The organism is Enterobacter sp. JMULE2 (assembly GCF_013337145.1).
GTDB lineage: Bacteria > Pseudomonadota > Gammaproteobacteria > Enterobacterales > Enterobacteriaceae > Enterobacter > Enterobacter mori.
This window is the reverse complement of the sequence record NZ_SGWD01000011.1, coordinates 150,763-173,795: the sequence shown is the minus strand read 5'-3', so window position 1 is coordinate 173,795 and position 23,033 is coordinate 150,763. Positions and strand designations below refer to the sequence as shown.

At 58.0% G+C, this 23,033-nt stretch carries 23 protein-coding genes; 6 read left to right on the top strand and 17 right to left on the bottom strand.

The features are described from left to right. Nucleotides 1-83: 83 nt before the first annotated feature. From ugpB to livK, 6 genes are all read right to left on the bottom strand, one after another. Entirely contained in the window at nucleotides 84-1,400 is a 1,317-nt protein-coding gene (ugpB, locus tag EXW94_RS09400) for a sn-glycerol-3-phosphate ABC transporter substrate-binding protein UgpB (RefSeq protein WP_100167337.1), read from the bottom strand. Nucleotides 1,401-1,670: 270 nt separating this feature from the next. Further along, nucleotides 1,671-2,384 carry a high-affinity branched-chain amino acid ABC transporter ATP-binding protein LivF gene (gene livF / locus EXW94_RS09395; RefSeq protein WP_006812273.1) on the bottom strand — a complete coding sequence of 238 codons (714 nt, stop codon included), beginning with the start codon at nucleotides 2,382-2,384 and terminating at the stop codon, nucleotides 1,671-1,673. Nucleotide 2,385: 1 nt separating this feature from the next. Then, nucleotides 2,386-3,153 (bottom strand): high-affinity branched-chain amino acid ABC transporter ATP-binding protein LivG, encoded by a 768-nt coding sequence (gene livG, locus EXW94_RS09390; RefSeq protein WP_174340017.1) that lies wholly within the window; start codon nucleotides 3,151-3,153, stop codon nucleotides 2,386-2,388. Continuing rightward, nucleotides 3,150-4,427 carry a branched chain amino acid ABC transporter permease LivM gene (livM, locus tag EXW94_RS09385; protein WP_010436486.1) on the bottom strand — a complete coding sequence of 426 codons (1,278 nt, stop codon included), beginning with the start codon at nucleotides 4,425-4,427 and terminating at the stop codon, nucleotides 3,150-3,152. Before livM ends, livG begins: the two co-directional genes overlap by 4 nt. Then, on the bottom strand, nucleotides 4,424-5,350 hold the full coding sequence (gene livH / locus EXW94_RS09380) for a high-affinity branched-chain amino acid ABC transporter permease LivH (RefSeq protein ID WP_010436488.1): 927 nt from the start codon (nucleotides 5,348-5,350) through the stop codon (nucleotides 4,424-4,426). The genes livM and livH overlap by 4 nt, the downstream gene beginning before the upstream one ends. A 46-nt stretch (nucleotides 5,351-5,396) precedes the next feature. Continuing rightward, nucleotides 5,397-6,506, bottom strand: a complete 1,110-nt coding sequence (gene livK / locus EXW94_RS09375; RefSeq protein ID WP_010436489.1) for a high-affinity branched-chain amino acid ABC transporter substrate-binding protein LivK — start codon at nucleotides 6,504-6,506, stop codon at nucleotides 5,397-5,399. A 423-nt stretch (nucleotides 6,507-6,929) separates the two neighbouring features. Between livK and panM the strand changes: the two genes are divergently transcribed. Beyond that, the gene (gene panM / locus EXW94_RS09370; protein ID WP_010436490.1) at nucleotides 6,930-7,319 is read left to right on the top strand and encodes an aspartate 1-decarboxylase autocleavage activator PanM; all 390 of its coding nucleotides are present in this window, start codon (nucleotides 6,930-6,932) and stop codon (nucleotides 7,317-7,319) included. A gap of 88 nt (nucleotides 7,320-7,407) precedes the next feature. Here panM and livJ read toward each other — a convergent pair whose 3' ends face one another. The 6 genes from livJ to ftsY all read right to left on the bottom strand — a co-directional run bounded on the left by livJ (nucleotide 7,408) and on the right by ftsY (nucleotide 14,393). Next, nucleotides 7,408-8,508 (bottom strand): branched chain amino acid ABC transporter substrate-binding protein LivJ, encoded by a 1,101-nt coding sequence (gene livJ / locus EXW94_RS09365; RefSeq protein WP_174340016.1) that lies wholly within the window; start codon nucleotides 8,506-8,508, stop codon nucleotides 7,408-7,410. A gap of 197 nt (nucleotides 8,509-8,705) precedes the next feature. Further along, the gene (locus EXW94_RS09360; RefSeq protein WP_042713697.1) at nucleotides 8,706-9,971 is read right to left on the bottom strand and encodes a 4-aminobutyrate--2-oxoglutarate transaminase; all 1,266 of its coding nucleotides are present in this window, start codon (nucleotides 9,969-9,971) and stop codon (nucleotides 8,706-8,708) included. Between the two features lie 136 nt (nucleotides 9,972-10,107). Next, nucleotides 10,108-10,965 (bottom strand): RNA polymerase sigma factor RpoH, encoded by an 858-nt coding sequence (rpoH, locus tag EXW94_RS09355; protein ID WP_010436497.1) that lies wholly within the window; start codon nucleotides 10,963-10,965, stop codon nucleotides 10,108-10,110. Between the two features lie 251 nt (nucleotides 10,966-11,216). After that, on the bottom strand, nucleotides 11,217-12,272 hold the full coding sequence (ftsX, locus tag EXW94_RS09350) for a permease-like cell division protein FtsX (protein WP_108417694.1): 1,056 nt from the start codon (nucleotides 12,270-12,272) through the stop codon (nucleotides 11,217-11,219). Further along, nucleotides 12,259-12,930, bottom strand: a complete 672-nt coding sequence (ftsE, locus tag EXW94_RS09345; protein ID WP_008500091.1) for a cell division ATP-binding protein FtsE — start codon at nucleotides 12,928-12,930, stop codon at nucleotides 12,259-12,261. The genes ftsX and ftsE overlap by 14 nt, the downstream gene beginning before the upstream one ends. Nucleotides 12,931-12,932: 2 nt before the next feature. Then, a complete protein-coding gene (gene ftsY, locus EXW94_RS09340) occupies nucleotides 12,933-14,393 on the bottom strand; it encodes a signal recognition particle-docking protein FtsY (protein ID WP_174340015.1) in 1,461 nt (486 codons plus the stop codon). 127 nt (nucleotides 14,394-14,520) lie between these two features. Here ftsY and rsmD point away from each other — a divergent pair, with 127 nt between their 5' ends. Further along, entirely contained in the window at nucleotides 14,521-15,123 is a 603-nt protein-coding gene (rsmD, locus tag EXW94_RS09335) for a 16S rRNA (guanine(966)-N(2))-methyltransferase (protein WP_010436505.1), read from the top strand. After that, the gene (locus EXW94_RS09330) at nucleotides 15,107-15,388 is read left to right on the top strand and encodes a DUF1145 family protein (RefSeq protein ID WP_174340014.1); all 282 of its coding nucleotides are present in this window, start codon (nucleotides 15,107-15,109) and stop codon (nucleotides 15,386-15,388) included. The genes rsmD and EXW94_RS09330 overlap by 17 nt, the downstream gene beginning before the upstream one ends. A gap of 82 nt (nucleotides 15,389-15,470) precedes the next feature. Here the strand turns inward: EXW94_RS09330 and EXW94_RS09325 are convergent, their stop codons facing one another. Beyond that, on the bottom strand, nucleotides 15,471-15,830 hold the full coding sequence (locus tag EXW94_RS09325; protein ID WP_174340013.1) for a DUF2500 domain-containing protein: 360 nt from the start codon (nucleotides 15,828-15,830) through the stop codon (nucleotides 15,471-15,473). A 129-nt stretch (nucleotides 15,831-15,959) separates the two neighbouring features. Here EXW94_RS09325 and EXW94_RS09320 point away from each other — a divergent pair, with 129 nt between their 5' ends. Both EXW94_RS09320 and zntA read left to right on the top strand, forming a co-directional pair. Further along, complete coding sequence (locus tag EXW94_RS09320) at nucleotides 15,960-16,586, top strand: lysoplasmalogenase (protein WP_042713681.1); 627 nt, start codon at nucleotides 15,960-15,962, stop codon at nucleotides 16,584-16,586. A 76-nt stretch (nucleotides 16,587-16,662) separates the two neighbouring features. After that, complete coding sequence (gene zntA / locus EXW94_RS09315; RefSeq protein WP_174340012.1) at nucleotides 16,663-18,834, top strand: Zn(II)/Cd(II)/Pb(II) translocating P-type ATPase ZntA; 2,172 nt, start codon at nucleotides 16,663-16,665, stop codon at nucleotides 18,832-18,834. A 93-nt stretch (nucleotides 18,835-18,927) separates the two neighbouring features. Here zntA and EXW94_RS09310 read toward each other — a convergent pair whose 3' ends face one another. The 4 genes from EXW94_RS09310 to tusA all read right to left on the bottom strand — a co-directional run bounded on the left by EXW94_RS09310 (nucleotide 18,928) and on the right by tusA (nucleotide 22,152). Beyond that, nucleotides 18,928-20,214, bottom strand: a complete 1,287-nt coding sequence (locus EXW94_RS09310; protein ID WP_126816083.1) for a TRAP transporter large permease — start codon at nucleotides 20,212-20,214, stop codon at nucleotides 18,928-18,930. Between the two features lie 10 nt (nucleotides 20,215-20,224). Continuing rightward, on the bottom strand, nucleotides 20,225-20,734 hold the full coding sequence (locus EXW94_RS09305) for a TRAP transporter small permease (RefSeq protein ID WP_089598663.1): 510 nt from the start codon (nucleotides 20,732-20,734) through the stop codon (nucleotides 20,225-20,227). 12 nt (nucleotides 20,735-20,746) lie between these two features. Then, nucleotides 20,747-21,718 carry a TRAP transporter substrate-binding protein gene (locus tag EXW94_RS09300; protein ID WP_042713324.1) on the bottom strand — a complete coding sequence of 324 codons (972 nt, stop codon included), beginning with the start codon at nucleotides 21,716-21,718 and terminating at the stop codon, nucleotides 20,747-20,749. Between the two features lie 191 nt (nucleotides 21,719-21,909). Beyond that, on the bottom strand, nucleotides 21,910-22,152 hold the full coding sequence (gene tusA, locus EXW94_RS09295) for a sulfurtransferase TusA (RefSeq protein ID WP_010436523.1): 243 nt from the start codon (nucleotides 22,150-22,152) through the stop codon (nucleotides 21,910-21,912). Nucleotides 22,153-22,319: 167 nt separating this feature from the next. Here tusA and EXW94_RS09290 point away from each other — a divergent pair, with 167 nt between their 5' ends. Beyond that, nucleotides 22,320-22,985: a 7-cyano-7-deazaguanine/7-aminomethyl-7-deazaguanine transporter gene (locus tag EXW94_RS09290; RefSeq protein WP_174340011.1), complete on the top strand. Its 666-nt coding sequence runs from the start codon at nucleotides 22,320-22,322 to the stop codon at nucleotides 22,983-22,985. Nucleotides 22,986-23,033: the final 48 nt, after the last annotated feature.

The following is a 23,033-nucleotide window of genomic DNA, read 5'->3' as shown; positions in this document are numbered from 1 at the left end:
TCCCTGTGGGAGAGGGTTGGGGTGAGGGCATCAGACCGCATTAATTCGTAGGCCCGGATCGCTACGCGCCACCGGGCATTTTTTTACGATTTGGTCGACTGCTCAAAGCGGCGCAGCAGCTGATTCCCGCGCTCTACCGCTGAATCCAGCGCCTGCTGTGGCGTTTTCTTCCCGGTCCACACGCTTTCCAGCTCTTCATCAACGATGGTGCGGATCTGCGGCATGTTGCCCAGACGCAGACCCTTGGTGAACGGCAATGGCGGCTTGTTCAGCATCTGACGCGTCGCAATGTCCGCCCCTGGGTTCTTGCTGTAGAAGCCCTGCTCGCGGGTCAGGTCATACGCGGCTTTGGTGATCGGCAGGTAGCCGGTCTTCTGGTGCCACTCGGCAGCATTTTCAGGCTTCGCCAGGAAGTCGAGGAACTCGGCCACGCCTTTGTAGGTGCCGTTGTCTTTGCCCTGCATGACCCACAGGCTCGCTCCGCCGATGATGGCGTTCTGCGGCGCGCCCTTCACGTCGGCGTCGTACGGCATCATGCCCACGCCGTAGTTAAATTTGGCGTAGTGACGGATATCCGCCAGCGAGCCGGACGATGCGGTGGTAATGGCGCAGTCGCCGTTGTAGAACTTCTCGGTGGATTCGTCTTTACGCCCGAAGTAGCTGAAGTCGCCCTTCTTGTTGAGTTCTTCCAGCAGCGCGATGTGCTTCACCTGCTCCGGCTTGTTGAACTCCAGCACCGCGTCGGTGCCGTCGAAGCCGTTGTTTTTGGTGGCAACCGGCAGGCCGTGCCAGGCGCTGAAGTTTTCAATCTGGATCCAGCCCTGCCAGCCGCTGGCGTAGCCGCACTTCATCCCCGCCGCTTTCAGCTTCGCGGTGTACTCGGCCAGATCCTGCCAGGTTTTTGGCGGCTGCTCCGGGTCTAAACCGGCTTTCCTGAAGGCGTCTTTGTTGTAGTACAGCACCGGCGTGGAGCTGTTGAACGGCTGAGACAGCAGGTGGCCGGTTTTGGAATCGGTGTAATAACCGGAAACGGTCGGCACGAACTGTGATTCGTCAAAGTTGATACCCGCCTCTTTGAACACTTCATACACCGGCTTGATGGCTTTAGAGGCCATCATGGTGGCGGTGCCCACTTCATAAACCTGTAACAAGGCTGGCGCATTGCCGGTACGGAAGGCGGCGATGCCCGCGCTCAGGCTCTGCTCGTAGTTGCCTTTGTACACCGGCACAATTTTGTAATCCGGGTGGGTGTCGTTGAAACGCTGCGCCAGGGAGTCAACCTCTTTACCCAACTCCCCTTCCATGGAATGCCAGAACGGAATGGTGGTCACAGCCATTGCGTTCGTCGCAAAAGCCAGACCGATTGCCAGACCCAAAGCTGTGTGTCGTAACGATGTCATTGTCATCTCTCTTATTGTGCCGGATGCGCGATATCACGCGTTTTATGCTCGCGAGGTAACATGACATGCTCGAATTACAGAAAAATAACTGTTTGTTTACAGATAAATGACAGCCAGGCGTCAGGGGGATGATGGTTGTGTGAAGGGGGTTGGGGTGTGGTTGGGTGCGGTCTGGTGCCCTCACCCCGACCCTCTCCCTGTGGGAGAGGGAGAAAAGCGATCGGTTCCCTCTCCCTTGAGGGAGAGGGTTAGGGTGAGGGGGAAATGCAATTAACCGCCCAAATACGCGCTCCGAACCGCCTCGTTTGCCAGCAGCGCGTCGCCAGTATCCTCCAGCACGACGCGGCCGTTCTCCAGCACGTAGCCACGGTCGGCGAGCTTCAGCGCCTGGTTGGCGTTCTGCTCGACGAGGAAGATGGTCATCCCCTCTTTGCGCAGCTGCTCAATGGTGTCGAAGATCTGCTGAATGATGATCGGCGCAAGACCGAGCGACGGTTCATCCAGCAGCAGCAGACGCGGCTGGCTCATCAGCGCGCGGCCAATCGCCAGCATCTGCTGCTCGCCGCCGGACATAGTGCCCGCACGCTGGATGCGGCGCTCCCACAGGCGTGGGAAGAGTTCGTACACCCACTTGATGCGGGTCTGGTATTCATCGCGGTGAGCAAAGAAGCCGCCCATCGCCAGGTTCTCTTCCACCGTCATGCGGGAAAACACGCGACGCCCTTCCGGGACAATCGCCACCGCTTCACGCATGATTTTGGCGGTCTGCCAGTCGGTAATGTCTTTACCATCGAACACAATCCGCCCGCTGGTGGCGCGCGGGTCGCCGCACAGGGTGCCGAGCAGCGTGGTCTTACCCGCGCCGTTGGCCCCGATCAGGGTGACGATTTCGCCCTGATTGATGTGCAGGCTGACGTCGTGCAGCGCCTGGATCTTGCCGTAGTGCGCGTTGACCTTGTCGAACGTTAACATCGCTTTTTCCATCTTATGCCTCACCAAGGTATGCGCGGATCACGTCCGGGTTGTTGCGGATCTCTTCCGGCGTGCCGTTCGCCAGCGGCGTGCCCTGGTTTACCACGTAGATACGGTCCGAAATGCCCATCACCAGCTTCATGTCATGCTCAATCAGCAGAATGGTGGTGTCGTGATGATCGCGCAGCTCGGCAATCAGCTCGTCCAGCTCTTTGGTCTCTTTCGGGTTGAGGCCTGCCGCCGGTTCGTCGAGCATCAGGATTTCCGGCTGCGTCACCATGCAGCGCACAATCTCCAGGCGACGCTGATCGCCGTAGGCCAGGTTGCTCGCCTGACGGTTGGCGTGCTGCAGCAGGCCAATTCGGTCAAGCCAGGTGGCGGCGCGGTCAAGCGCTTCATCCTGTGCGCGGCGGAAGGCCGGGGTTTTAAGCAGGCCGGAGAACAGCCCGGTTTTCAGCTGCTGATGCTGTGCCACCAGCAGGTTCTCAATTACCGTCATCTCGCGGAACAGACGCACGTGCTGGAAGGTACGCACCACGCCCATGCGGGCAATCTGCTGGCCCGGCAGACCTTCCAGGTGCTGGTCGCGCAGCATGATGGTGCCGCCCGTCGGCTTGTAGAAGCCGGTCAGGCAGTTGAAGACCGTAGTTTTCCCCGCGCCGTTCGGGCCAATCAGGGAGACAATCTCTTTATTGTGCAGATCCAGATTCACGTTGTTGACCGCCAGCAGGCCGCCAAAACGCATCATCAGACCGTTAACGGATAATAATGGCTGGCTCATGCCTGCTCTCCTTTCGCTTGCCCGTTCTTCAGCTTCAGCTGTGGACGGGTCATCGGCAGCAGACCCTGCGGACGCCAGATCATCATCAGCACCATCAAACCACCCAGCATCAGCATGCTGTATTCGTTAAAGTCGCGCATCAGCTCGCGCGAGACCACCAGCAGGATGGCCGCGAGGATAACGGCAAACTGCGAGCCCATCCCGCCGAGTACCACAATCGCCAGCACGAAGGCCGATTCGGCAAAGGTGAAGGATTCCGGGCTAACGAAGCCCTGACGTGCGGCAAACAGCGTTCCGGCGAAACCGGCAAACGCGGCGCTGATGGTGAACGCGGTCAGCTTGATGCGGGTCGGGTTCAGGCCCAGCGAGCGGCAGGCGATTTCATCTTCGCGCAGCGCTTCCCACGCGCGGCCCAGCGGCATGCGCAGCAGACGGTTGATCACGAACAGGGTAATCACCACCAGCAGCAGCGCCACCAGATAGAGCCAGATCACGCGGTCGGACGGATCGTACTTGATGCCAAAGAAGTTGCTGAAGGTATCCCAGCCGCCTTCGCGGGCGGTGCGGCTGAACTCCAGGCCGAAGAAGGTCGGTTTCGGGATCTGGCTGATGCCGTTCGGGCCGCCGGTCACTTCGGTATTGTTGAGCAGCAGGATACGGACGATTTCGCCGAAGCCCAGGGTCACAATCGCCAGATAGTCACCGCGCAGGCGCAGCACCGGGAAGCCGAGCAGGAAGCCCGCGGCGGCAGAGACCAGCCCCGCCAGCGGCAGGCAGGTCCAGAAGCCGAGGCCGTAATAGTGGTTCAGCAGCGCGAAGGTGTAGGCACCGATGGCGTAGAAGCCGCCGTAGCCCAGCACCAGCAGGCCGGAGAGCCCCACCACCACGTTCAGACCGAGACCCAGAATCACGTAGATCATGGTCAGGGTGGCGATATCCACGGTCCCGCGCGATACCACAAACGGCCACGCCACGGCAGCGACCAGCAGCGCCACGAGGAACAGCTTCTGCTTCACGGTCGTACCGTCGATAGCGGGCAGCACGAATTTCGGCCCGGAGACGTTTTTCAGCGTCTTCTGGAAGACCGGGCGCAGCAGCTGGAACAGGAACACTACGGCCGTGCCGATAAACACCCACTGCCAGCGAATATCAGCGGCGGTGTCGACCACCAGCTTAGTGCCGTCCAGCTCTAACTGGACGCCCATAAAGACGCCCGCCAGCACGAAGAACATGGCGGCAGAGAGCAGCGCCATTGCAAAATGCATCGGTTTCATACTTTCTCTACCTCCGGACGGCCCAGAATACCGGTAGGCATCACCAGCAGAACCAGAATCAGCAGGGCAAACGACACCACGTCTTTATATTCTGTGCTCAGGTACGCCGAGGAGAGCGCCTCTGCCACGCCCAGGATCAGGCCGCCGATCATCGCGCCCGGAATACTGCCGATACCGCCCAGTACCGCGGCGGTGAAGGCTTTCATCCCGGCCATAAAGCCGATGTACGGGTTGATCACGCCGTAGAACTGGCCGAGCAGGACGCCCGCCACCGCCGCCATCGCTGCGCCAATCACGAAGGTCAGGGCAATCACGCGGTCGGTGTTGATGCCGAGCAGGCTCGCCATCTTCAGGTCTTCCGCGCAGGCGCGGCAGGCGCGTCCCATGCGGGAGTAACGGATGAAAATAGTCAGAGCCAGCATTGCCAGGAAGGTTACAACCCAGATAACCAGCTGCATGGTGGTGATAGAGGCAGAGAAGTTTTCGCTGGCCCCCACAATCCACTGGCCGTTAAACAGGCTTGGCAGCGCCACGTCGCGCGAGCCTTCGGTCAGGCTGACGTAGTTTTGCAGGAAGATGGACATCCCGATGGCGGAAATCAGCGCAATCAGGCGTTTTGAACTGCGCACGGGCCGGTAAGCCACGCGTTCGATGCTCCAGCCGTAGGCGCTGGCAATCACAATCGCGCCGACAAACCCGGCGGCGACCAGCAGCCAGCTGCTGTCGATGCCCATCATCATCAGGGCGGCAATGATCATAAAGGAGACGTAGCTACCGATCATGTACACCTCGCCGTGGGCGAAGTTGATCATGCCGATAATGCCGTAAACCATCGTGTAGCCGATGGCGATCAGCGCGTAGGTGCTTCCCAGCGTAACGCCGTTAAACATCTGCTGCAGGAAATAGAGAAACTGCTCGGACATATGCAAACCTTTTTATACCCGCCCGGCGAGCCGGGCGGTGGGATAGTTATTTGGCGGCCGAGGACGAACCGTCGGCGTGCCACTTAAAGACACCAAATTCAAATCCCTTCAGATCGCCTTTCTCATCCCAGTTCAGCGGCCCAATCACGGTGTTCGCCCCGTGTGCTTTTAAATCTTTCACCAGATCCAGCGGCTCTTTGCTGCCGGTACGCTCCAGCGCGGTCGCCAGAGACTGCACGGCCGCGTAGGTGATCCAGACGTACGGACCGCTCGGATCTTTCTTCTGCGCCTTGAGCGCCTCTACGATAGCCTTGTTGGCCGGATCCTGGTCATAGCGTTTTGGCATCGTGACCAGCATGCCTTCGGCAGAATCCCCCGCGATGTTCGACAGGGAGGCGTTGCCCACGCCCTCTGGCCCCATAAACTGGGTTTTCAGGCCGGTAGCGCGCGCCTGGCGCAGCATCTGGCCCATTTCCGGGTAGTAGCCGCCGTAGTAAACGAAGTCGATATTCTCTTTTTGCAGACGGGCGATCAGCGCGGAGAAGTCTTTCTCGCCTGCGGTAATGCCGTCGAAGAAGACGATGTTCGCGCCGCCTTTTTTCAGGCCGTCCTGCACAGAGCGCGCCAGGCCTTCGCCGTACTGCTGTTTGTCATGAATGATGGCAATACGCGTTGGCTTAACGGTGTCGAGGATGTATTTGGCGGCGGTGGGTCCCTGCGAGGAGTCCAGACCGGCGGTACGCATAATGTGCTGGTAGCCGCGCTGGGTCAGCTCCGGGTTAGTTGCGCCCGGGGTGATCATCAGAATGCCTTCGTCTTCGTAAATATCAGACGCGGGCTGCGTGGACGATGAGCACAGGTGGCCGATGACGTACTGGATACCGTCGTTGACGATTTTGTTGGCGACCGCGACGGCCTGTTTTGGATCGCAGGCGTCGTCATATTCTACGCCCACCAGCTTGTCGCCTTTGATGCCGCCTTTGGCGTTGATGTCTTTAATGGCCTGACGGGCGCCGTTGAACTCCATATCACCCCACTGGGCAACAGGACCGGACATCGCGCCGACCACAGCCACTTTTATGTCGTCCGCCATAGCCGCCTGCGAAATTGCCAGTGCGACCATTCCCGCGATTATTGCTTTCGCGTTCCTTTTCATCTCTGAATCCCCATTCGTGATGTCGTGTATATATTTGTTTTATTATGGTTAAAAAGCATTCTGTACTTTTAATGAACAACGCTATTTTTACCAGTGCCTTTAATGGTTTAGCGCGGTTTTTTATCAAAAACCAGACTAATATCTCTATTTTTCAGGCGATTAAGCAAAGATAATATTCTGAAATCAGGCAGAGATAAACAAATAAAAGTGCAGTTTGCAGCATAAAATAACGGTACAAAGCGCCGAATAAATCACTGCCTGTCAGGTTAAAATTCTGCTTAATTTTCGATCCATGTGTTTTCGAACTGCGCAATGCGTTGCCAAAAAACTAATCACCTGGTAAATGGGAATAAAAAGAGAAAGCACCCGAGCAAATAAATTGAGTACACTGGCCCTACTCAATCTGATTTGGACAAGTAGCTAATGAAACTGACTATCGTGCGTCTGGTGACCTTTAGCGACCAGGATCATATCGACCTGGGCAAGATCTGGCCGGAATATTCCCCTTCGTCGCTGGCTGTCGACGACAATCACCGTATCTATGCCGCGCGCTTTAACGAGCGTCTGCTGGCCGCCGTTCGCGTGACGCTGAGCGGCACGGAAGGGGCGCTGGATTCCCTGCGCGTGCGCGACGTCACCCGCCGTCGCGGGGTCGGACAGTATTTAATTGAAGAAGTCATTCGTGAAAACCCGAGCGTGACCTCCTGGTGGATGGCCGACGTGGGCGTGGAAGACCGCAGCGTGATGGCGGCGTTTATGCAGGCGTTAGGGTTTACGGCGCAGGCGAACGGGTGGGAGAAGCGCCAGGGTTGATGTGTGCGGCCTGATGCCCTCACCCCGGCCCTCTCCCACGGGGAGAGGGAGAAAACATAAAAAAGGCAACTTACGTTGCCTTTTGCTTTTATTTTGCGTCAGTAGCAGTCCCGTTCGCATGCCAGTCAAACACGCCGAACTCGAAGCCCTTCAGATCGCCCTTCTCATCCCATGACAGCGGCCCCATGACGGTTTCCACGGAGTTCGCTTTCAGCCAGGTGGCAATCTCAGCCGGATCGGCTGACTGGTTCAGGCCCGCGTGCAGCGACTGCAGCGCCGCGTAGGTGGTCCAGACGAACGCGCCGCTTGGATCCTGTTTCTTCGCCTTGATCGCATCCACGATAGGTTTGTTGGCAGGGACCTGGTCGTAGTTCTTCGGCTTGGTCACCAGCAGGCCTTCGGCTGATTCACCCGCGATGTTAGACAGAGAGACGTTTGCCACGCCTTCCGGCCCCATGAACTGGGTTTTCAGACCGGCAGCGCGCGCCTGGCGCAGGATCTGGCCCATTTCCGGGTGGTAGCCACCGTAGTAAACGAAATCAATATTCTCTTTCTTCAGACGCGCCACCAGCGTGGAGAAGTCTTTCTCACCGGCGGTAATACCGTCGAAGAACACCACGTCAGCATTGGCTTTCTTCAGGTTGTCCTGGACGGAACGCGCCAGACCTTCACCGTACTGCTGCTTGTCGTGAACGATAGCGATGCGCTTCGGCTTCACTTTTTCAACGATGTATTTCGCTGCGGTTGGGCCCTGGTCAGAGTCCAGGCCGGTGGTGCGCAGGGTCAGCTTGTAGCCGCGCGAGGTCAGTTCCGGCGCGGTTGCAGCCGGGGTGATCATCAGAATTCCTTCGTCTTCGTAGATGTCAGACGCGGGCTGCGTAGAGGAGGAGCACAGGTGACCGATAACGTATTTGATCCCGTCGTTCACCACTTTGTTCGCCACCGCGACCGCTTGTTTCGGGTCACAGGCATCATCATATTTTACGATCTGCAGTTTTTCGCCCTTGATGCCGCCCTTAGCATTAATGTCTGCAACCGCCTGTTCTGCGCCCGTAAATTCCTGGTCGCCGTACTGAGCTACCGGACCGGACATCGCGCCAACCACAGCAACTTTGATATCTGCCTGTGCCATGGTGCTGAATGCCAACGCGATACATCCTGCCAGTAACGCTTTACCCTTCATGTTCATCCTGAGATTCCCCATTATTATGGTTATTACGATTGTTGTGATGTTGTTGTGCAGCGCTTTATGTCAGTTATAGGTGTGCTGTTCGCGCTTTTTCAGCATACTCTGCTAAAACATACCCGATTTTTATGATTTTGGAATAGCTAATTTGAAATGTATCTATGCTATGCCCGGCACCGTTTTGCGCCGGGCATTTGGCTTTATCGTGTCAGCGAGGCGGAAATAATATCCAGCGCCTGTCGGAACTGCGCTTCGGGGATCGTGAGCGGATAGAGGAAGCGAATCACGTTGCCGTACACGCCGCAGCTCAGGAGCAGCAGCCCTTCGTTCAACGCGCGTTCTTGCACCTGTCGGGTGAATTCCGGCGAGGGTTGCCCGGATTGCGGATCGTTGAACTCCACTGCCACCATAGAGCCTTGCGCACGAATGTCGGCAATATACGGGCAGCCATCCTTCGCTTTATTTAGCACCTCTACAAGATGGTGGCCAAGGTGCGCCGCGCGGGTACAGAGATCTTCTTCGTCAATCACGTCCAGCACCGCATGGGCCGCGGCAATCGCCAGAGGGTTACCCGCGTAGGTGCCGCCCAGCCCGCCGGGCGCGGGGGCGTCCATCACCTCCGCCCGACCAGAGACCGCCGAAAGCGGCATCCCGCCCGCCAGGCTTTTTGCCATGGTGATAAGGTCCGGCTTCACGCAGTGGTTTTCCATCGAGAACAGCTTGCCGGTGCGGGCGAAGCCGGTCTGGACTTCGTCGGCAATCAGCAAAATCCCGTGGGTATCGCACAGGGCACGCAGCGCCTGCATAAAATCGGCGGGTGCGACATTGAACCCGCCCTCACCCTGAACCGGTTCAAGGATAATGGCCGCCACCTGGTCTGGCGCGATATCCGCTTTGAAAATGCGCTCCAGGCTTTTTAACGCTTCCGCCGTGCTGATGCCGTGCAGATCGTTAGGGAACTGTGCGTGGTACACCGAACCGGGGAACGGGCCGAAGCCCAGCTTGTAGGGTGCGACCTTGCCGGTCAGCGCCATGGTCATAAAGGTGCGGCCATGGAAGGCGCCGCCAAAGGTGATAAGGCCGGGGCGTTTGGTGTACGCGCGGGCAATTTTGACCGCGTTTTCAACCGCTTCTGCGCCCGTCGAGAAGAAGGCGGTCTTGGCGGGACCGTCAATCGGCACGCGCTGGTTGATGCGTTCGGCAAGCGCCACATAGCCCTCATACGGCACAATCTGGTAGGCCGTGTGGGTGAAAGCGTGGAGTTGTTTTTCGATGGCGGCAATGACTTTTGGATGGCGATGGCCGGTATTCAGCACCGCGATCCCGGCGGCGAAGTCGATGTACTCATTGCCTTCCACGTCCCACACCGTGGCGTTTTCAGCTTTATCGGCATAGAAGTTACACATCACGCCGATGCCGCGCGGCGTCGCCTGTAAACGCCGGTCGTTCAGTTCGTTATTTTTCACCCTGTCCCCCTGAGAAAGTCGCCTGCTTAGCGCATCAGTAAGTGTTTGCCAGGGGGAGGGAATTCGCCAGAGCGGGCGCTAAAAAAACAAAACCCCCGGACTCGCATCCAGGGGTTATCGGTGTACTTCGCTTAGATTACGCTTCGATAGCAGCGCGAAGTTTTTTCATGGCGTTCTTTTCAAGCTGACGGACACGTTCCGCGGAAACGCCGTAGCGGTCGGCCAGCTCCTGCAGCGTGGACTTGTTGTCTTCGTCCAGCCAGCGGGCGCGGATGATATCCTGGCTACGCTCGTCGAGGCCTTCCATCGCGAAGGTCAGCTTGTTCGCCGCCTGGTCTTCCCAGTTGTCCTCTTCAATGCCGTCGGCAAAGTTAGAAGTTTTATCCTGCAGGTACAGGACCGGGGCCATCGGCTGGCTGTCAGAGGCGTCGTCGTCGGAGGACATATCAAAGGTCATGTCCTGCGCGGCCATGCGGGATTCCATCTCACGGACGTCTTTGCTGGATACGCCCAGCTCGCGCGCCACCATTTCGACTTCATCCTGGTTAAACCAGCCCAGACGCTGCTTGGTTTTACGCAGATTGAAGAACAGTTTGCGCTGCGCTTTTGTCGTGGCGACCTTCACAATACGCCAGTTACGCAGGACGTATTCGTGAATTTCTGCTTTGATCCAGTGCACGGCGAAGGAGACCAGTCGCACACCCACTTCCGGGTTGAAGCGACGTACAGCCTTCATCAGGCCGATGTTACCTTCCTGAATCAAGTCCGCCTGCGGCAGGCCGTAGCCCGAGTAGTTACGAGCAACGTGAACAACAAAGCGCAGGTGAGACAGGATCAGCGTCTTAGCTGCTTCCAGATCGCCCTGGTAATGCAGCTTTTCAGCAAGCTCCTTTTCTTCCTCGGCCGTTAACATCGGCCAGGTGTTCGCAGCCCGGATGTAAGATTCCAGGTTACCAACAGGGGCTAAAGCTAAAGTTTGCATTTCTTTGGTCATTCATTCCTCTCAATGTTTCTTCTGGTCCAGGCTGTCCCCATCAGGCAACAACCATGCCAAAGCGTTTGAGCAGCGAGATTAGCATTCACACTTTTATCAGACCGTGATTTTATCCACAAGTTCCAGGTGCAACAGTGAATAAATTACGCACAAAATGTGACATGAAGATGATAACAGGGGAAGAGACAACAGGGACGCTTTCCCTGCAGAGCGAACATCTCGGTGCAGGGAAAGATTATATCACGCTTTTATTAGTCGGGAGTAAAGTGGCGTAAATGTTGAACCGTCGCCAGCCATGCGGCTACCCAGCCGATCATGGAACACACCAGCAGCAACAGCAGGCACTCATCGAACCCTAAGCCACTGATATCAAACTTAGTTCCGAAAACCTGCGCCACTTCAGTCACGGCAGACGAAAGCCGCATCACCAAAATTTCTGACAATATCAGTGAAAGAAATGCGCCGGAAAAACCGAGCAGCGCGCCGCCGTAGAGGAACGGACGGAGGATGAAACCATCCGTTGCGCCAATCAGTTTCTGCACGTTGATGGTATCGCGGCGGGCGAAGATGCTCAGGCGCACGCTGTTACCGATGACGAGGAACACCGCCGCCACCATCAGCACGCCTATCATCGCCGACACGCGCCCCACCAGCCCGGTCAGGGCAGCAAGACGGGCGAACCAGCTGTCGTCCATGCGCACTTCATCAATCCCGTTGATACGGGTGATGCGGTCGCGCAGGGTGTTAAGCGAATCGGTACCCTGGAAATCGAGTTTCGGGATCACCACCGCCACGGCGGGCAGCGGGTTCTCTTCCAGCATATCCAGCGCGCCGCCAAAGCCTGACCAGTTGCGGAACTCGCCCAGCGCTTCATCGCGCGAGAGATAGTTAACCTTCTCCACGCCCTGTTCGGCCTGGATTTGCCCGACCACCTGCGCCGCCGCGTTATCGTCGAGCGCTTTATCCAGATAAACGGTGATCTGCGGCGACGGATAATACTGCGACGCTGCCTGGTTAACGTTCTTATAGACCATGTAGCAGACGCTTGGCAGCGTCAGGGAGATGGCGATCACCATCACCGTCAGGAACGTCGCCAGCGGCTTGCTTTTCAGATCCTGCAATGCCCCCTGGAAGGCATAACGCACCTGCTCGTTGAACACGTTGGTCTTGCGGGAAGCCGGTTTTGGCGCCGCTTTCTGGCGCTTTGGCGTATTACGATTGCCGTCACCGCCGCCCTGCGGCTTACGGAAACGGTCAAACCGGTTTCCGAACTGCCGAATCTGGTTCATTGCATCACGCTTGTTCACCGTGGCCTCCGTGCAAATGCCCGTCGCTCAGGGTCAGCATACGGTACGAACGACGGGAAATGAGCCCAATGTCGTGCGTCGCCATCAATACCGTGACCCCTACGCGGTTGAATTCCTCAAACAGACGCAAAATCCCTTCGGACAGGGCATCGTCCAGGTTACCGGTTGGTTCATCCGCCAGCAGTACGGCAGGCTTGTTCACCACCGCACGGGCGATGCCCACGCGCTGCTGCTCACCGCCGGACAGTTGGATCGGGAAGTTCTTCGCTTTGTCCAGCAGCCCGACCTTATCCAGCGCCGCAGAGACGCGACGGCGGATATCGTCATAGCTGGCGCCGGCAATAATCAGCGGGATAGCGACGTTATCAAAAACGGTGCGATCCATCAGCAGGTGGTGATCCTGGAAAATCATGCCGATCTGACGACGCAGGAACGGCACTTCGCGGTTTTTCAGGCGGCTAATTTCGTGGCCGCTGAAAAAGATTTTCCCGGCGCTGGGCCGTTCGATCCCACAGATAAGCTTGAGCAGGGTACTTTTCCCCGCGCCGGAATGGCCGGTCAGGAATGCCATCTCGCCTGGCTGCAGATGGAACGTTACCCCCTGCAGCGCTTGTCTCCCACCGAGATAGGCCTTGCTGACGTGTTCAAAGCGAATCATTGTTAGTCCTCTCGGGCAAATAATGCCTCAATAAAGTCGTCCGCCTTAAACGGACGCAAATCCTCAATACGCTCGCCCACACCGATGTAACGGATAGGAATGCCGAACTGGTCGGCCACGGAGAAGATCACCCCGCCTTTGGCGGTGCCGTCCAGCTTGGTCAGCGCGATCCCCGTCAGTCCTACCGCTTCATGGAACAGCTTCGCCTGACTGATGGCGTTCTGCCCGGTGCTGGCGTCAATGGTCAGCATAATTTCATGCGGTGCGTCTTCGTCCAGCTTCTTCATGACGCGGACGATTTTCTTCAACTCTTCCATCAGGTGCGATTTGTTCTGCAAACGCCCTGCGGTATCGGCAATCAGCACGTCCACGTTACGCGCCTTCGCCGCCTGGATGGCGTCGAAGATCACGGATGCGGAATCCGCGCCGGTATGCTGGGCAATCACCGGAATGTTGTTGCGCTGGCCCCACACCTGCAGCTGCTCAACCGCCGCTGCACGGAAGGTATCGCCCGCCGCCAGCATCACCGATTTGCCCTGCTGCTCGAACTGACGCGCCAGCTTGCCGATGGTGGTGGTTTTACCTACGCCGTTCACGCCCACCATCAGAATAACAAATGGCGTTTTGCCTTCAATATTAAGCGGTTCGTCAACTTTTGCGAGAATTTCGCCCATCTCGTCTTTCAGCAGGCCGTACAGCGCTTCGGCATCACGCAGCTGTTTGCGGCTCGCCCCTTCGGTCAGGTTGGCGATGATCTTACGGGTGGTTTCCACGCCGACGTCCGCAATCAGCAGTTGTTCTTCCAGCTCTTCAAAGAGATCGTCGTCGATCTTCTTGCCGCGGAACAGACTGATAAATCCGGAACCTAAGTTTTCTTTGGTTTTGAGCAGGCTACGCTTCAGGCGCGCGAAGAAACCTTCTTTGGTCGGTTTTTCCTGCTCCTGAACGATCTCTTCTTCGGCTTGCTCTTCTACCGGCACAACGATGACCGCTTCTTCTGCGGCTTCCGCCGCCAACGCCTGGGCTTCCAGCTCTTCGTCGGTCAGCTCTGGCTCGAGCGCCGCTTCTTCTTCCACCGCTTCAACAATTTCAACGGTTTCCGCTTCGGCCTGCCACTCTTCCGGTGAAACCTCTTCGGCTTTCACCTCTTCAGGCAGCGGCAGCTCTTCGTGCTCAATAACGGCCTGCGGCGCGTGGGTAATGTCTTCGACGACAGCCGGCTCTGGCTTCTCGCTTTCCTGAACCTGTTCAGTGACCTCAACCACCTCTTCAGCAAAGGATTCAATCTCTTCTTTGCTGTGCGCCGTTTCTTCCGCGTCGACAGCCGCGGCGGTTTCTACAGGCGTTTCAGGCTGCGACTGCTCTTCAACGGCTTGTTGTTCTTCGGTTTTCTGTTCTGTTTCTTGCTCTTTTTCACCGAAGCCCAGCCAGGAAAAGAAGCCACGTTTTTTTTGTTTTGCCATCTGCGACTACACTCCTCGCGGCGCTATATACATGTAAGCTAAAAAAATGATGAAATAGTCTAACACTTTACTTAATTGACATCACCGCCCGCAATCGCAGGCCAATTGTTAACAGAGCTTTCCTGAGATGAAGAAACCCAACCGCGCCCCGGCCGGTCAAATTCGTATTATCGGCGGTCAGTGGCGAGGCCGGAAATTACCGGTGCCGGACAGCCCCGGTTTACGCCCCACTACCGACCGCGTGCGCGAGACGCTGTTTAACTGGCTCGCCCCGTCAATGGTAGACGCCCGCTGCCTGGACTGCTTCGCCGGAAGCGGCGCGCTCGGGCTGGAAGCGCTGTCGCGCTATGCCGCCAGCGCCACGCTGCTGGAGATGGAGCGCGGCGTGGCGCAGACGCTGCAGCAAAATCTGGCGACGCTGAAGGCGAGCAACGCCAAAGTGGTCAACACCAACACGCTGAGCTTCCTCGCGCAACAGGGCACACCGCACAACGTGGTGTTCGTCGACCCGCCGTTCCGCAAGGGGCTGCTGGAAGAGACGTTATCCCTGCTGGAGCAAAACGGCTGGCTGGCGGATGACGCGCTAATCTATGTAGAAAGCGAAGTGGAGAACGGTTTGCCGCCGGTGCCCGCGCACTGGGATCTGCACCGCGAAAAGGTCGCCGGTCAGGTTGCTTATCGTCTGTATCACCGTCAGGCACAAGGAGGATCCGATGCCGGTACTGATTAACCTGGGACGTTTGCTGATGCTGGGCATCTGGGCGTTTTTGATTCTGAATCTGGTGCATCCTTTCCCGCGCCCGATGAACATTTTTGTTAACGTGGCGCTGATTTTCACGTCGTTTATGCACGCCCTGCAGATGGTGATGCTGAAAAACGGTCTGCCGAAAGACGGCCCGCAGATGACGGGCTGGCAGCAGCTGCGCGTGTTTATTTTCGGCGTGTTTGAACTGCTGGTGTGGATGAAGAAGTTTAAGGCGCAGGTGAAGAAGTAAGGTGCGTTTAGTCGCCCGGTGGCGCTTCGCTTACCGGGCCTACCAAACCCCGTAGGCCGGGCAAACGCAGTGCCGCCCGGCATTACCGCTCCGGTTCAAACCCTTCAAACCGCGATCCTTTATAGCTCAACGTTCCTTGATCCCCCACCGTCAGCTGATGGTACTGCTGCGCCTCCAGGCGGAAGGTCACCTCCAGCCCGCCGGTTTCCGGCTTAAAGCTCGCTTCATAGCGCATGCTGGTTCCAGCGGGCGTCACCTGCTGCTGGCGCGAGCGGCGGTCGTTGAGCGGTTTCTCACGCTTGTTCGTCACCACCACGCGCTTTTGCATCAGCGGCGCGGCGTCGTTATCCGCCTTCTCGCGGCGCTGCTGCACGAAACGGAACGAGGCGGCAATGACGATAATCGCCACCACGATAATGAAAAAAAGCGGCATCTTGCTCATTGATAAATCCCATCAGATTTTGCGGAATTCAGGATACCTTGCCTTCCCCGTCATTGCCAAACGCCCGCCCGCGTCACTACACTGGATCAGAAACTGATTATTCAGCCTCAACAGATACAGGGAGTTAATATGCTTTGGTCATTTATCGCCGTCTGTTTGTCCGCATGGCTTTTTGTCGATGCGTCGTATCGTGGCCCTGCCTGGCAGCGCTGGCTGTTCAAACCCGTCACGCTGCTGCTCCTGCTGCTGCTGGCCTGGCAAGCGCCGATGTTTAACGCCGTCAGCTATCTGGTCCTCGCCGGGCTGTGTGCGTCCCTGATAGGCGATGCGCTGACTCTGCTCCCCCGTCAGCGCCTGCTCTATGCCGTCGGCGCGTTCTTCCTCTCCCATCTGCTGTATACCATCTACTTTGCCAGCCAGATGACGCTCTCCTTCTTCTGGCCGCTGCCGCTGGTGCTGCTGGTGATTGGCGCGCTGCTGATTGCGGTGATTTGGTCGCGTCTGGAAGAGATGCGTTTGCCGGTCTGTACCTTTATCGCCATGACGCTGGTGATGGTGTGGCTTGCAGGCGAGCTGTGGTTCTTCCGTCCGACGTCTCAGGCGATGTCAGCGTTCTTTGGCGCGGCGCTGTTGCTGATCGGGAATATCGTCTGGCTGGGCAGCCACTATCGCCGTCGCTTCCGCGCGGATAACGCGATTGCCGCCGCCTGCTACTTTGCCGGGCACTTCCTGATCGTGCGTTCGCTGTATATTTAAATAAGTCTTGACTCTGGAGTCGACTCCAGAGTGTATGCTGCGGTTAATGAGAAAATTATCATTACCGGAGACTGCCATGTCGACTCCAGAAACATCTAAAAAAGTTCCACAATTCTCGGCACTTAAGCTCAGCCCGGTTCCGCCGAAAGACGACTGCTGCTGCGAAGGCGCGTGCGAAACGCAAACTGAAATGCTGCCTGAAAGCGGCAACCGCTACAGCTGGGTCGTCAACGGCATGGACTGCGCGGCCTGCGCGCGCAAAGTGGAAAACGCGGTGATGCAAGTGCCGGGCGTGAGTCACGTTCAGGTGCTGTTCGCCACCGAAAAACTGCTGGTCAGCGCCGAAAGCGACGTCAGCAAACAGGTTGAAGCCGCCGTCAGCAAGGCGGGCTATACCCTGCGTAGCGAAACGGCCCCCGTCGAAAAAACTTCCTCCCTGAAAGAAAACCTGCCGCTCATTACGCTCATCATCATGATGGCCCTGAGCTGGGGGCTGGAGCAGATTAACCACCCGTTCGGCAATCTGGCGTTTATCGCCACCACGCTGGTCGGGCTGTTCCCGATTGCCCGCCAGGCGCTGCGCCTGATGAAAAGCGGCAGCTGGTTTGCCATCGAAACGCTGATGAGCGTGGCGGCCATCGGCGCGCTGTTCATCGGCGCGACGGCGGAAGCGGCGATGGTGCTGCTGCTGTTCTTAATCGGCGAACGGCTTGAAGGCTGGGCGGCGAGCCGGGCGCGTAAAGGGGTCAGCGCGCTGATGGCGCTGAAGCCTGAAACCGCCACACGGGTAAATAACGGCAATCGTGAAACGGTGGCGATTAATACCCTGCGTCCCGGAGACGTGATTGAAGTCGCCGCGGGCGGTCGTTTACCCGCCGACGGCGCGCTGGTTACCGCCACCGCCAGCTTCGACGAGAGCGCCCTGACCGGGGAATCCATTCCGGTAGAACGCGCGGCAGGTGAAAAAGTGCCTGCTGGCGCTACCAGCGTCGACCGTCTGGTGCAGCTGACGGTCCTTTCCGAACCGGGCGACAGCGCCATCGACCGCATCCTCAGGCTGATAGAAGAAGCCGAGGAGCGCCGCGCGCCCGTCGAGCGTTTCATCGACTATTTTAGCCGGATTTACACCCCTGCCATCATGCTGGTTGCCCTGCTGGTCACTATCGTGCCACCGATGTTCTTCGGCGCACCGTGGGAGGGCTGGATCTATAAAGGGCTGACGCTGCTGCTGATCGGCTGCCCGTGCGCGCTGGTGATCTCCACGCCTGCGGCGATTACCTCCGGGCTGGCAGCGGCGGCACGTCGCGGGGCGCTGATTAAGGGCGGCGCGGCGCTGGAGCAGCTGAGCCAGGTTCAGCATATCGCGTTCGATAAAACCGGCACGCTGACCGTCGGCAAGCCGCAGGTCACCGGCGTGTATCCGCAGGATATCGGTGAAGATGAACTGCTTACGCTGGCTGCCGCCGTTGAGCAGGGTTCCACTCACCCGCTGGCGCAGGCGATTGTGCGTGAAGCGCAGTCGCGCGGGCTGGCAATTCCGACGGCAACGGCACAGCGGGCGCTGGTCGGGTCGGGGATTGAGGCCACCGTTGACGGTAAAAAGGTGCTGATTGTCGCGGCGGGCAAGTCTTCTCATCCAGAGGTTGAGGCGTTAGAACAGACCGGACAAACTGTCGTGACCCTCATGCAGGACGGCGTCGCGAAAGGGATGCTGGCGCTGCGCGACACCCTGCGCGATGACGCCAAAGAGGCCGTGACGGCGCTGCATCAGCTTGGCGTACAGGGCGTGATCCTGACCGGCGATAATCCGCGCGCGGCGGCGGCAATTGCCGGTGAGCTGGGGCTGGAATTCAAGGCCGGATTGCTGCCCGCGGATAAAGTCCGCGCGGTCACGGAACTGAACGCTCACGCGCCGCTGGCGATGGTCGGTGACGGCATTAACGATGCGCCTGCGATGAAGGCGGCAACCATCGGCATTGCGATGGGCAGCGGCACCGACGTGGCGCTGGAGACGGCGGATGCGGCGCTGACCCACAACCGCCTGACCGGGCTGGCGCAGATGATTAGCCTGGCGCGGGCGACGCGCGCCAACATCCGCCAGAACATTGGGATTGCGCTGGGGCTGAAGGGGATATTCCTCGTCACCACCCTGCTCGGCATGACCGGCCTGTGGCTGGCGGTGCTGGCGGATACGGGTGCAACGGTGCTGGTGACGGCAAACGCGCTGCGGCTTCTGCGCCGTCGGTAAAAACGCCCGGTGGCGGCTGAGCCTTACCGGGCCTACAACATCTCCGAACCGTAGGCCGGGTAAGGCGCAGCCGCCACCCGGCATAAAACGGCGTCACTGCATCCCTAACATCCTCGGCAGCCATAACGAAATCGCCGGGATGTACGTCACCATCCCCAGCACCACCAGCAGCATGCCGTAAAACGGCAGCATCGCCCGCACAACGTGCTCGATCTTCTGCTTGCTCACCGCACTCGCCACGAACAGCACCGACCCAACCGGCGGGGTGATCAGCCCGATCCCCAGGTTCACCATCATGATCATCCCGAAATGCACCGGGTCGATCCCCAGCGAATTGGTCACCGGCAGCAGCACCGGGGTCAGGATCAGGATGATCGGCGCCATATCCATCAGCGTGCCAATCAGCAGCAGCATGACGTTGAGGTACATCAGGATGACGTATTTATTATCGGAGAGCGAGGTGAAGAACTCGGTGATGCGGGTCGGGAGCTGCATGTAGGTCATCACCGCGCCAAAGGCCGCCGCAAAACCAATCAAAATCATCACGATGGTGACGGTTTTCACCGTCCGGCACAGCAGCTTCGGCAGTTCGCTCCACTTATAATCGCGGTAGATGAACATGGTGACGAAGAACGCCCACAGGCAGGCCACGGCGGCGGATTCGGTTGCCGTGAAGATCCCGGACAATATCCCGCCGAGGATGATCACGACCGTCATCAGCCCCCACAGGGCATCGAGCAATATCTTCAGCGCCTGCTTAAACGGGATTTTCTCGCCTTTCGGGTAGCCGCGCTTATGGGCGAAGCCGAGGCAGAGGATCATCAGACATAACCCTAACAGCAGCCCCGGCAGCACGCCCGCGATAAACAGCGTGGCAATAGAAACCGTCCCGCCCGCGGCCAGCGAGTAAATGACCGAGTTGTGGCTGGGCGGGATCAGAATCGCCTGAACGGAACCGCTGGCCGTTACCGCCGCCGCATATTCCCGCGGGTAGCCCTTCTTCTCCATCTCCGGGATCATCACGCTGCCGATAGAGGCCGTATCCGCCACCGACGAGCCGGAAATTGCGCCGAAGAACGTTGAGGCGACAATGTTCACCAGCGACAGCCCGCCGCGAATAAAGCCGACAAACACGTAGGCGAAATTCACCAGCCGTCGGGCAATGCCCCCTTCCGCCATGATCGCCCCGGCAAGGATAAAGAACGGGATCGCCAGCAGGGTAAACTTGTTCACCCCGCTGGTGATTTGGATCATCAGCGCCTCCAGCGGCAGATCGATCCACAACGCCCCCGCCACGGCGCTTAACCCGACGGCGAAAGCCACCGGCATTCCCAGCGCCAGCAGAATGGCGAGGGTGAATAACAAAACGAATGCATCCATTGTTCACCCCTTAACTGTGGTTGCCGATAAGCACGACGGGACGGTTTTCCTGCGAGCCAAACAGCAGGCGTTCAATCACAAACAGGATCAGAATGGCCGACCCGACGGGCAGCGGCAGATAGCTTTCGCCAGAGGTCAGGAGCGGGAACTCCGCGACGGGCTGTTCCCAGAGGTCGACGCACAGCCAGAGGCTGTACCAGAACATCAGGGCGGAGATCAGCAGCATCAGCAGGTCGACCACGCGGGCGCAGAGGTTTTTCAGCATGTCGGGCAGACGGTCGGTGAGCATGTTGACCGCGATGTGCGACCCAGCGCGATACCCTACCGCTGCGCCAATAAAGGTAAAGGTCACCATGCAGATAATGGCGATCGGCTCCGGCCAGGATTCTCCGCGGTTAAGCACGTAGCGCGAGAAGATGCCAATCGGGATCACGATCGTCATCACCAGCAGCGAGATGCCCGCCACGGTCATGGCGAGCAGGTACAGACGGTCCATCCACTTCAGGTAGAGTTCGGACATACGTACTCCGTTTTACTGGACGTCAGCGATGGCTTTCATCAGATCCTGATGCTTGTCGCCATACTGGGCGCGCACCGGCTCTGTGGCTTTGATAAACACCGTTTTGTCGATGTCGTGGAACTGCACCCCACCCGCCTTCATTTTCGCCAGCGCCTGGTCGTTATAGGCCTGCCAGAGCTTGCGCTGCTCGAACTGCGCTTCGCGGGCCAGCGTCAGGACTTTTTGCTGCTCGTCGGCGCTGAGCTTGTCCCATTTCACTTTTGAGTAGAGGAGCATTTCCGGGGTGATAAAGTGGCCGCTGAGGGTGTAGTTTTTGGCGACCGGCATGTAGTTGTGGGCGATAAAGGTTGGCGGGTTGTTCTCCGCGCCGTCGATTACCCCGGTCTGCATGCCGCTGTAGACTTCGCTCACGCCCATCGCGACCGAGTTTGCCCCCATATCCTTCAGCGTGGCGAGCGCCACCGGGCTACCCTGCACGCGGATTTTTTTCCCTTTCAGATCTTCCGGTTTAACGATCGGCTCTTTGGTGATCAGGTTACGGGTGCCGGAATCCATCCAGCCGAGGAAGACCAGCTTCGATTTCGGGTTCGCGGTCAGCTTGTCGCCAATCTGCTTGCCGATATCGCCGTCGATCACCTTGTGCATGTGGTCCTCATCGCGGAAGACGTACGGCAGCGTGAAGACTTCGATATCCGGCAGGATGGCGGCAACCGGCGCCATCGAGACGCGGATCATGTCGATAGCCCCCATCTGCGCCTGCTCAATCATCTGCTTTTCATCCCCGAGCACGCCGCCGGGGAAGACTTTGATCTCCAGCTTGCCGTCGGTTTGCTGCTTGAGTTTTTCACCCATGTGCTGAACCGCCACCACGTTCGGGTAGCCTTCGGGGTGTACATCGGCAGCTTTGATGGTTTGAGCAGAAACGGTGCAGGCAAAAGCAGACAGACACAGCGCGGCCAGTAACGGCTTGAGGGTCGTTTTCATCGGGTCAACTCCAGGGTAGTGAGATAAGCGTTAAAACAGCGTTTTATTTTTATACGCTTAAAAATTAGACTACGGCTGGAAAAGCGGAGGTGAAGCGCCTCACAAAAGCGCGAAAATTTGAAACGATGGTTTAGAAAGGTTTTCCCCCTCTCCCCGTGGGAGAGGGTCAGGGTGAGGGCATCTTGCTGCACTTACCCCTTACGAATCACATACCGGTACGGCAGCGTTTCGGTCTGCTGCGCCACCAGCTCATGCTCCATAAAGGTACAAAAGCCGGGAATGTCGCGGGTGGTGGCCGGATCGTCTGCGATGATCAGCAGCGTTTCACCGGTCTGCATAGTGCGCACAGTTTTGCGCACCATCATTACCGGCTCCGGGCAGCGGAGGCCCTGGGCGTCAAGGGTGTGGTCGGGGCTGGAAAACAGGTCGGTCATGGTCTTCTCGATCAAAATAAAACGGCTGTAGTTTACGCCCGGTTGCCGCCAATGCAAACCAGGTTAACGGTTGCGTGAAAATTAGCCATTGCAAAGTCCCGTCAAAGCAGTATCATGCGGCGGTTTTTATTGGGTTCCCTCACCCCAACGTATAAAAAGGTCACAATATGACGCAGTTTTCTCAATCGCAGCGCGTAAAAGCGTTGTTCTGGCTTTCGCTTTTTCATCTGCTGGTGATCACTTCCAGCAACTATCTGGTGCAGCTCCCGATCTCCATTTTTGGTTTCCATACCACCTGGGGCGCGTTCAGTTTTCCGTTTATTTTCCTCGCCACCGATCTGACCGTGCGAATCTTTGGCGCACCGCTGGCGCGTCGCATTATTTTCGCGGTGATGCTCCCGGCGCTGTTCGTGTCGTATGTGATCTCTTCCCTGTTCTACATGGGAAGCTGGCAGGGCTTTGAGGCGCTGACGCACTTCAACCTCTTTGTCGCCCGTATCGCCGTCGCCAGCTTTATGGCCTACGCGCTGGGGCAGATCCTCGACGTTCACGTGTTTAACCGCCTGCGTCAAAATCACCGCTGGTGGATGGCGCCAACGGCCTCCACGCTGTTCGGAAACGTGAGCGATACGCTGGCCTTCTTCTTCATCGCCTTCTGGCGTAGCCCGGATGCGTTCATGGCCGAACACTGGATGGAAATCGCCCTGGTGGACTACTGCTTCAAGGTGCTTATCAGTATTGTATTCTTCCTGCCGATGTACGGCGTGCTGCTGAATATGCTGCTGAAAAGGCTGGCAGATAAATCTGAAATCACCGCATTGCAGGCAGGTTAAAGGTTCGCTTTATCAGTTGTGATAAGATGAGCGAATGAGCCGCTATGG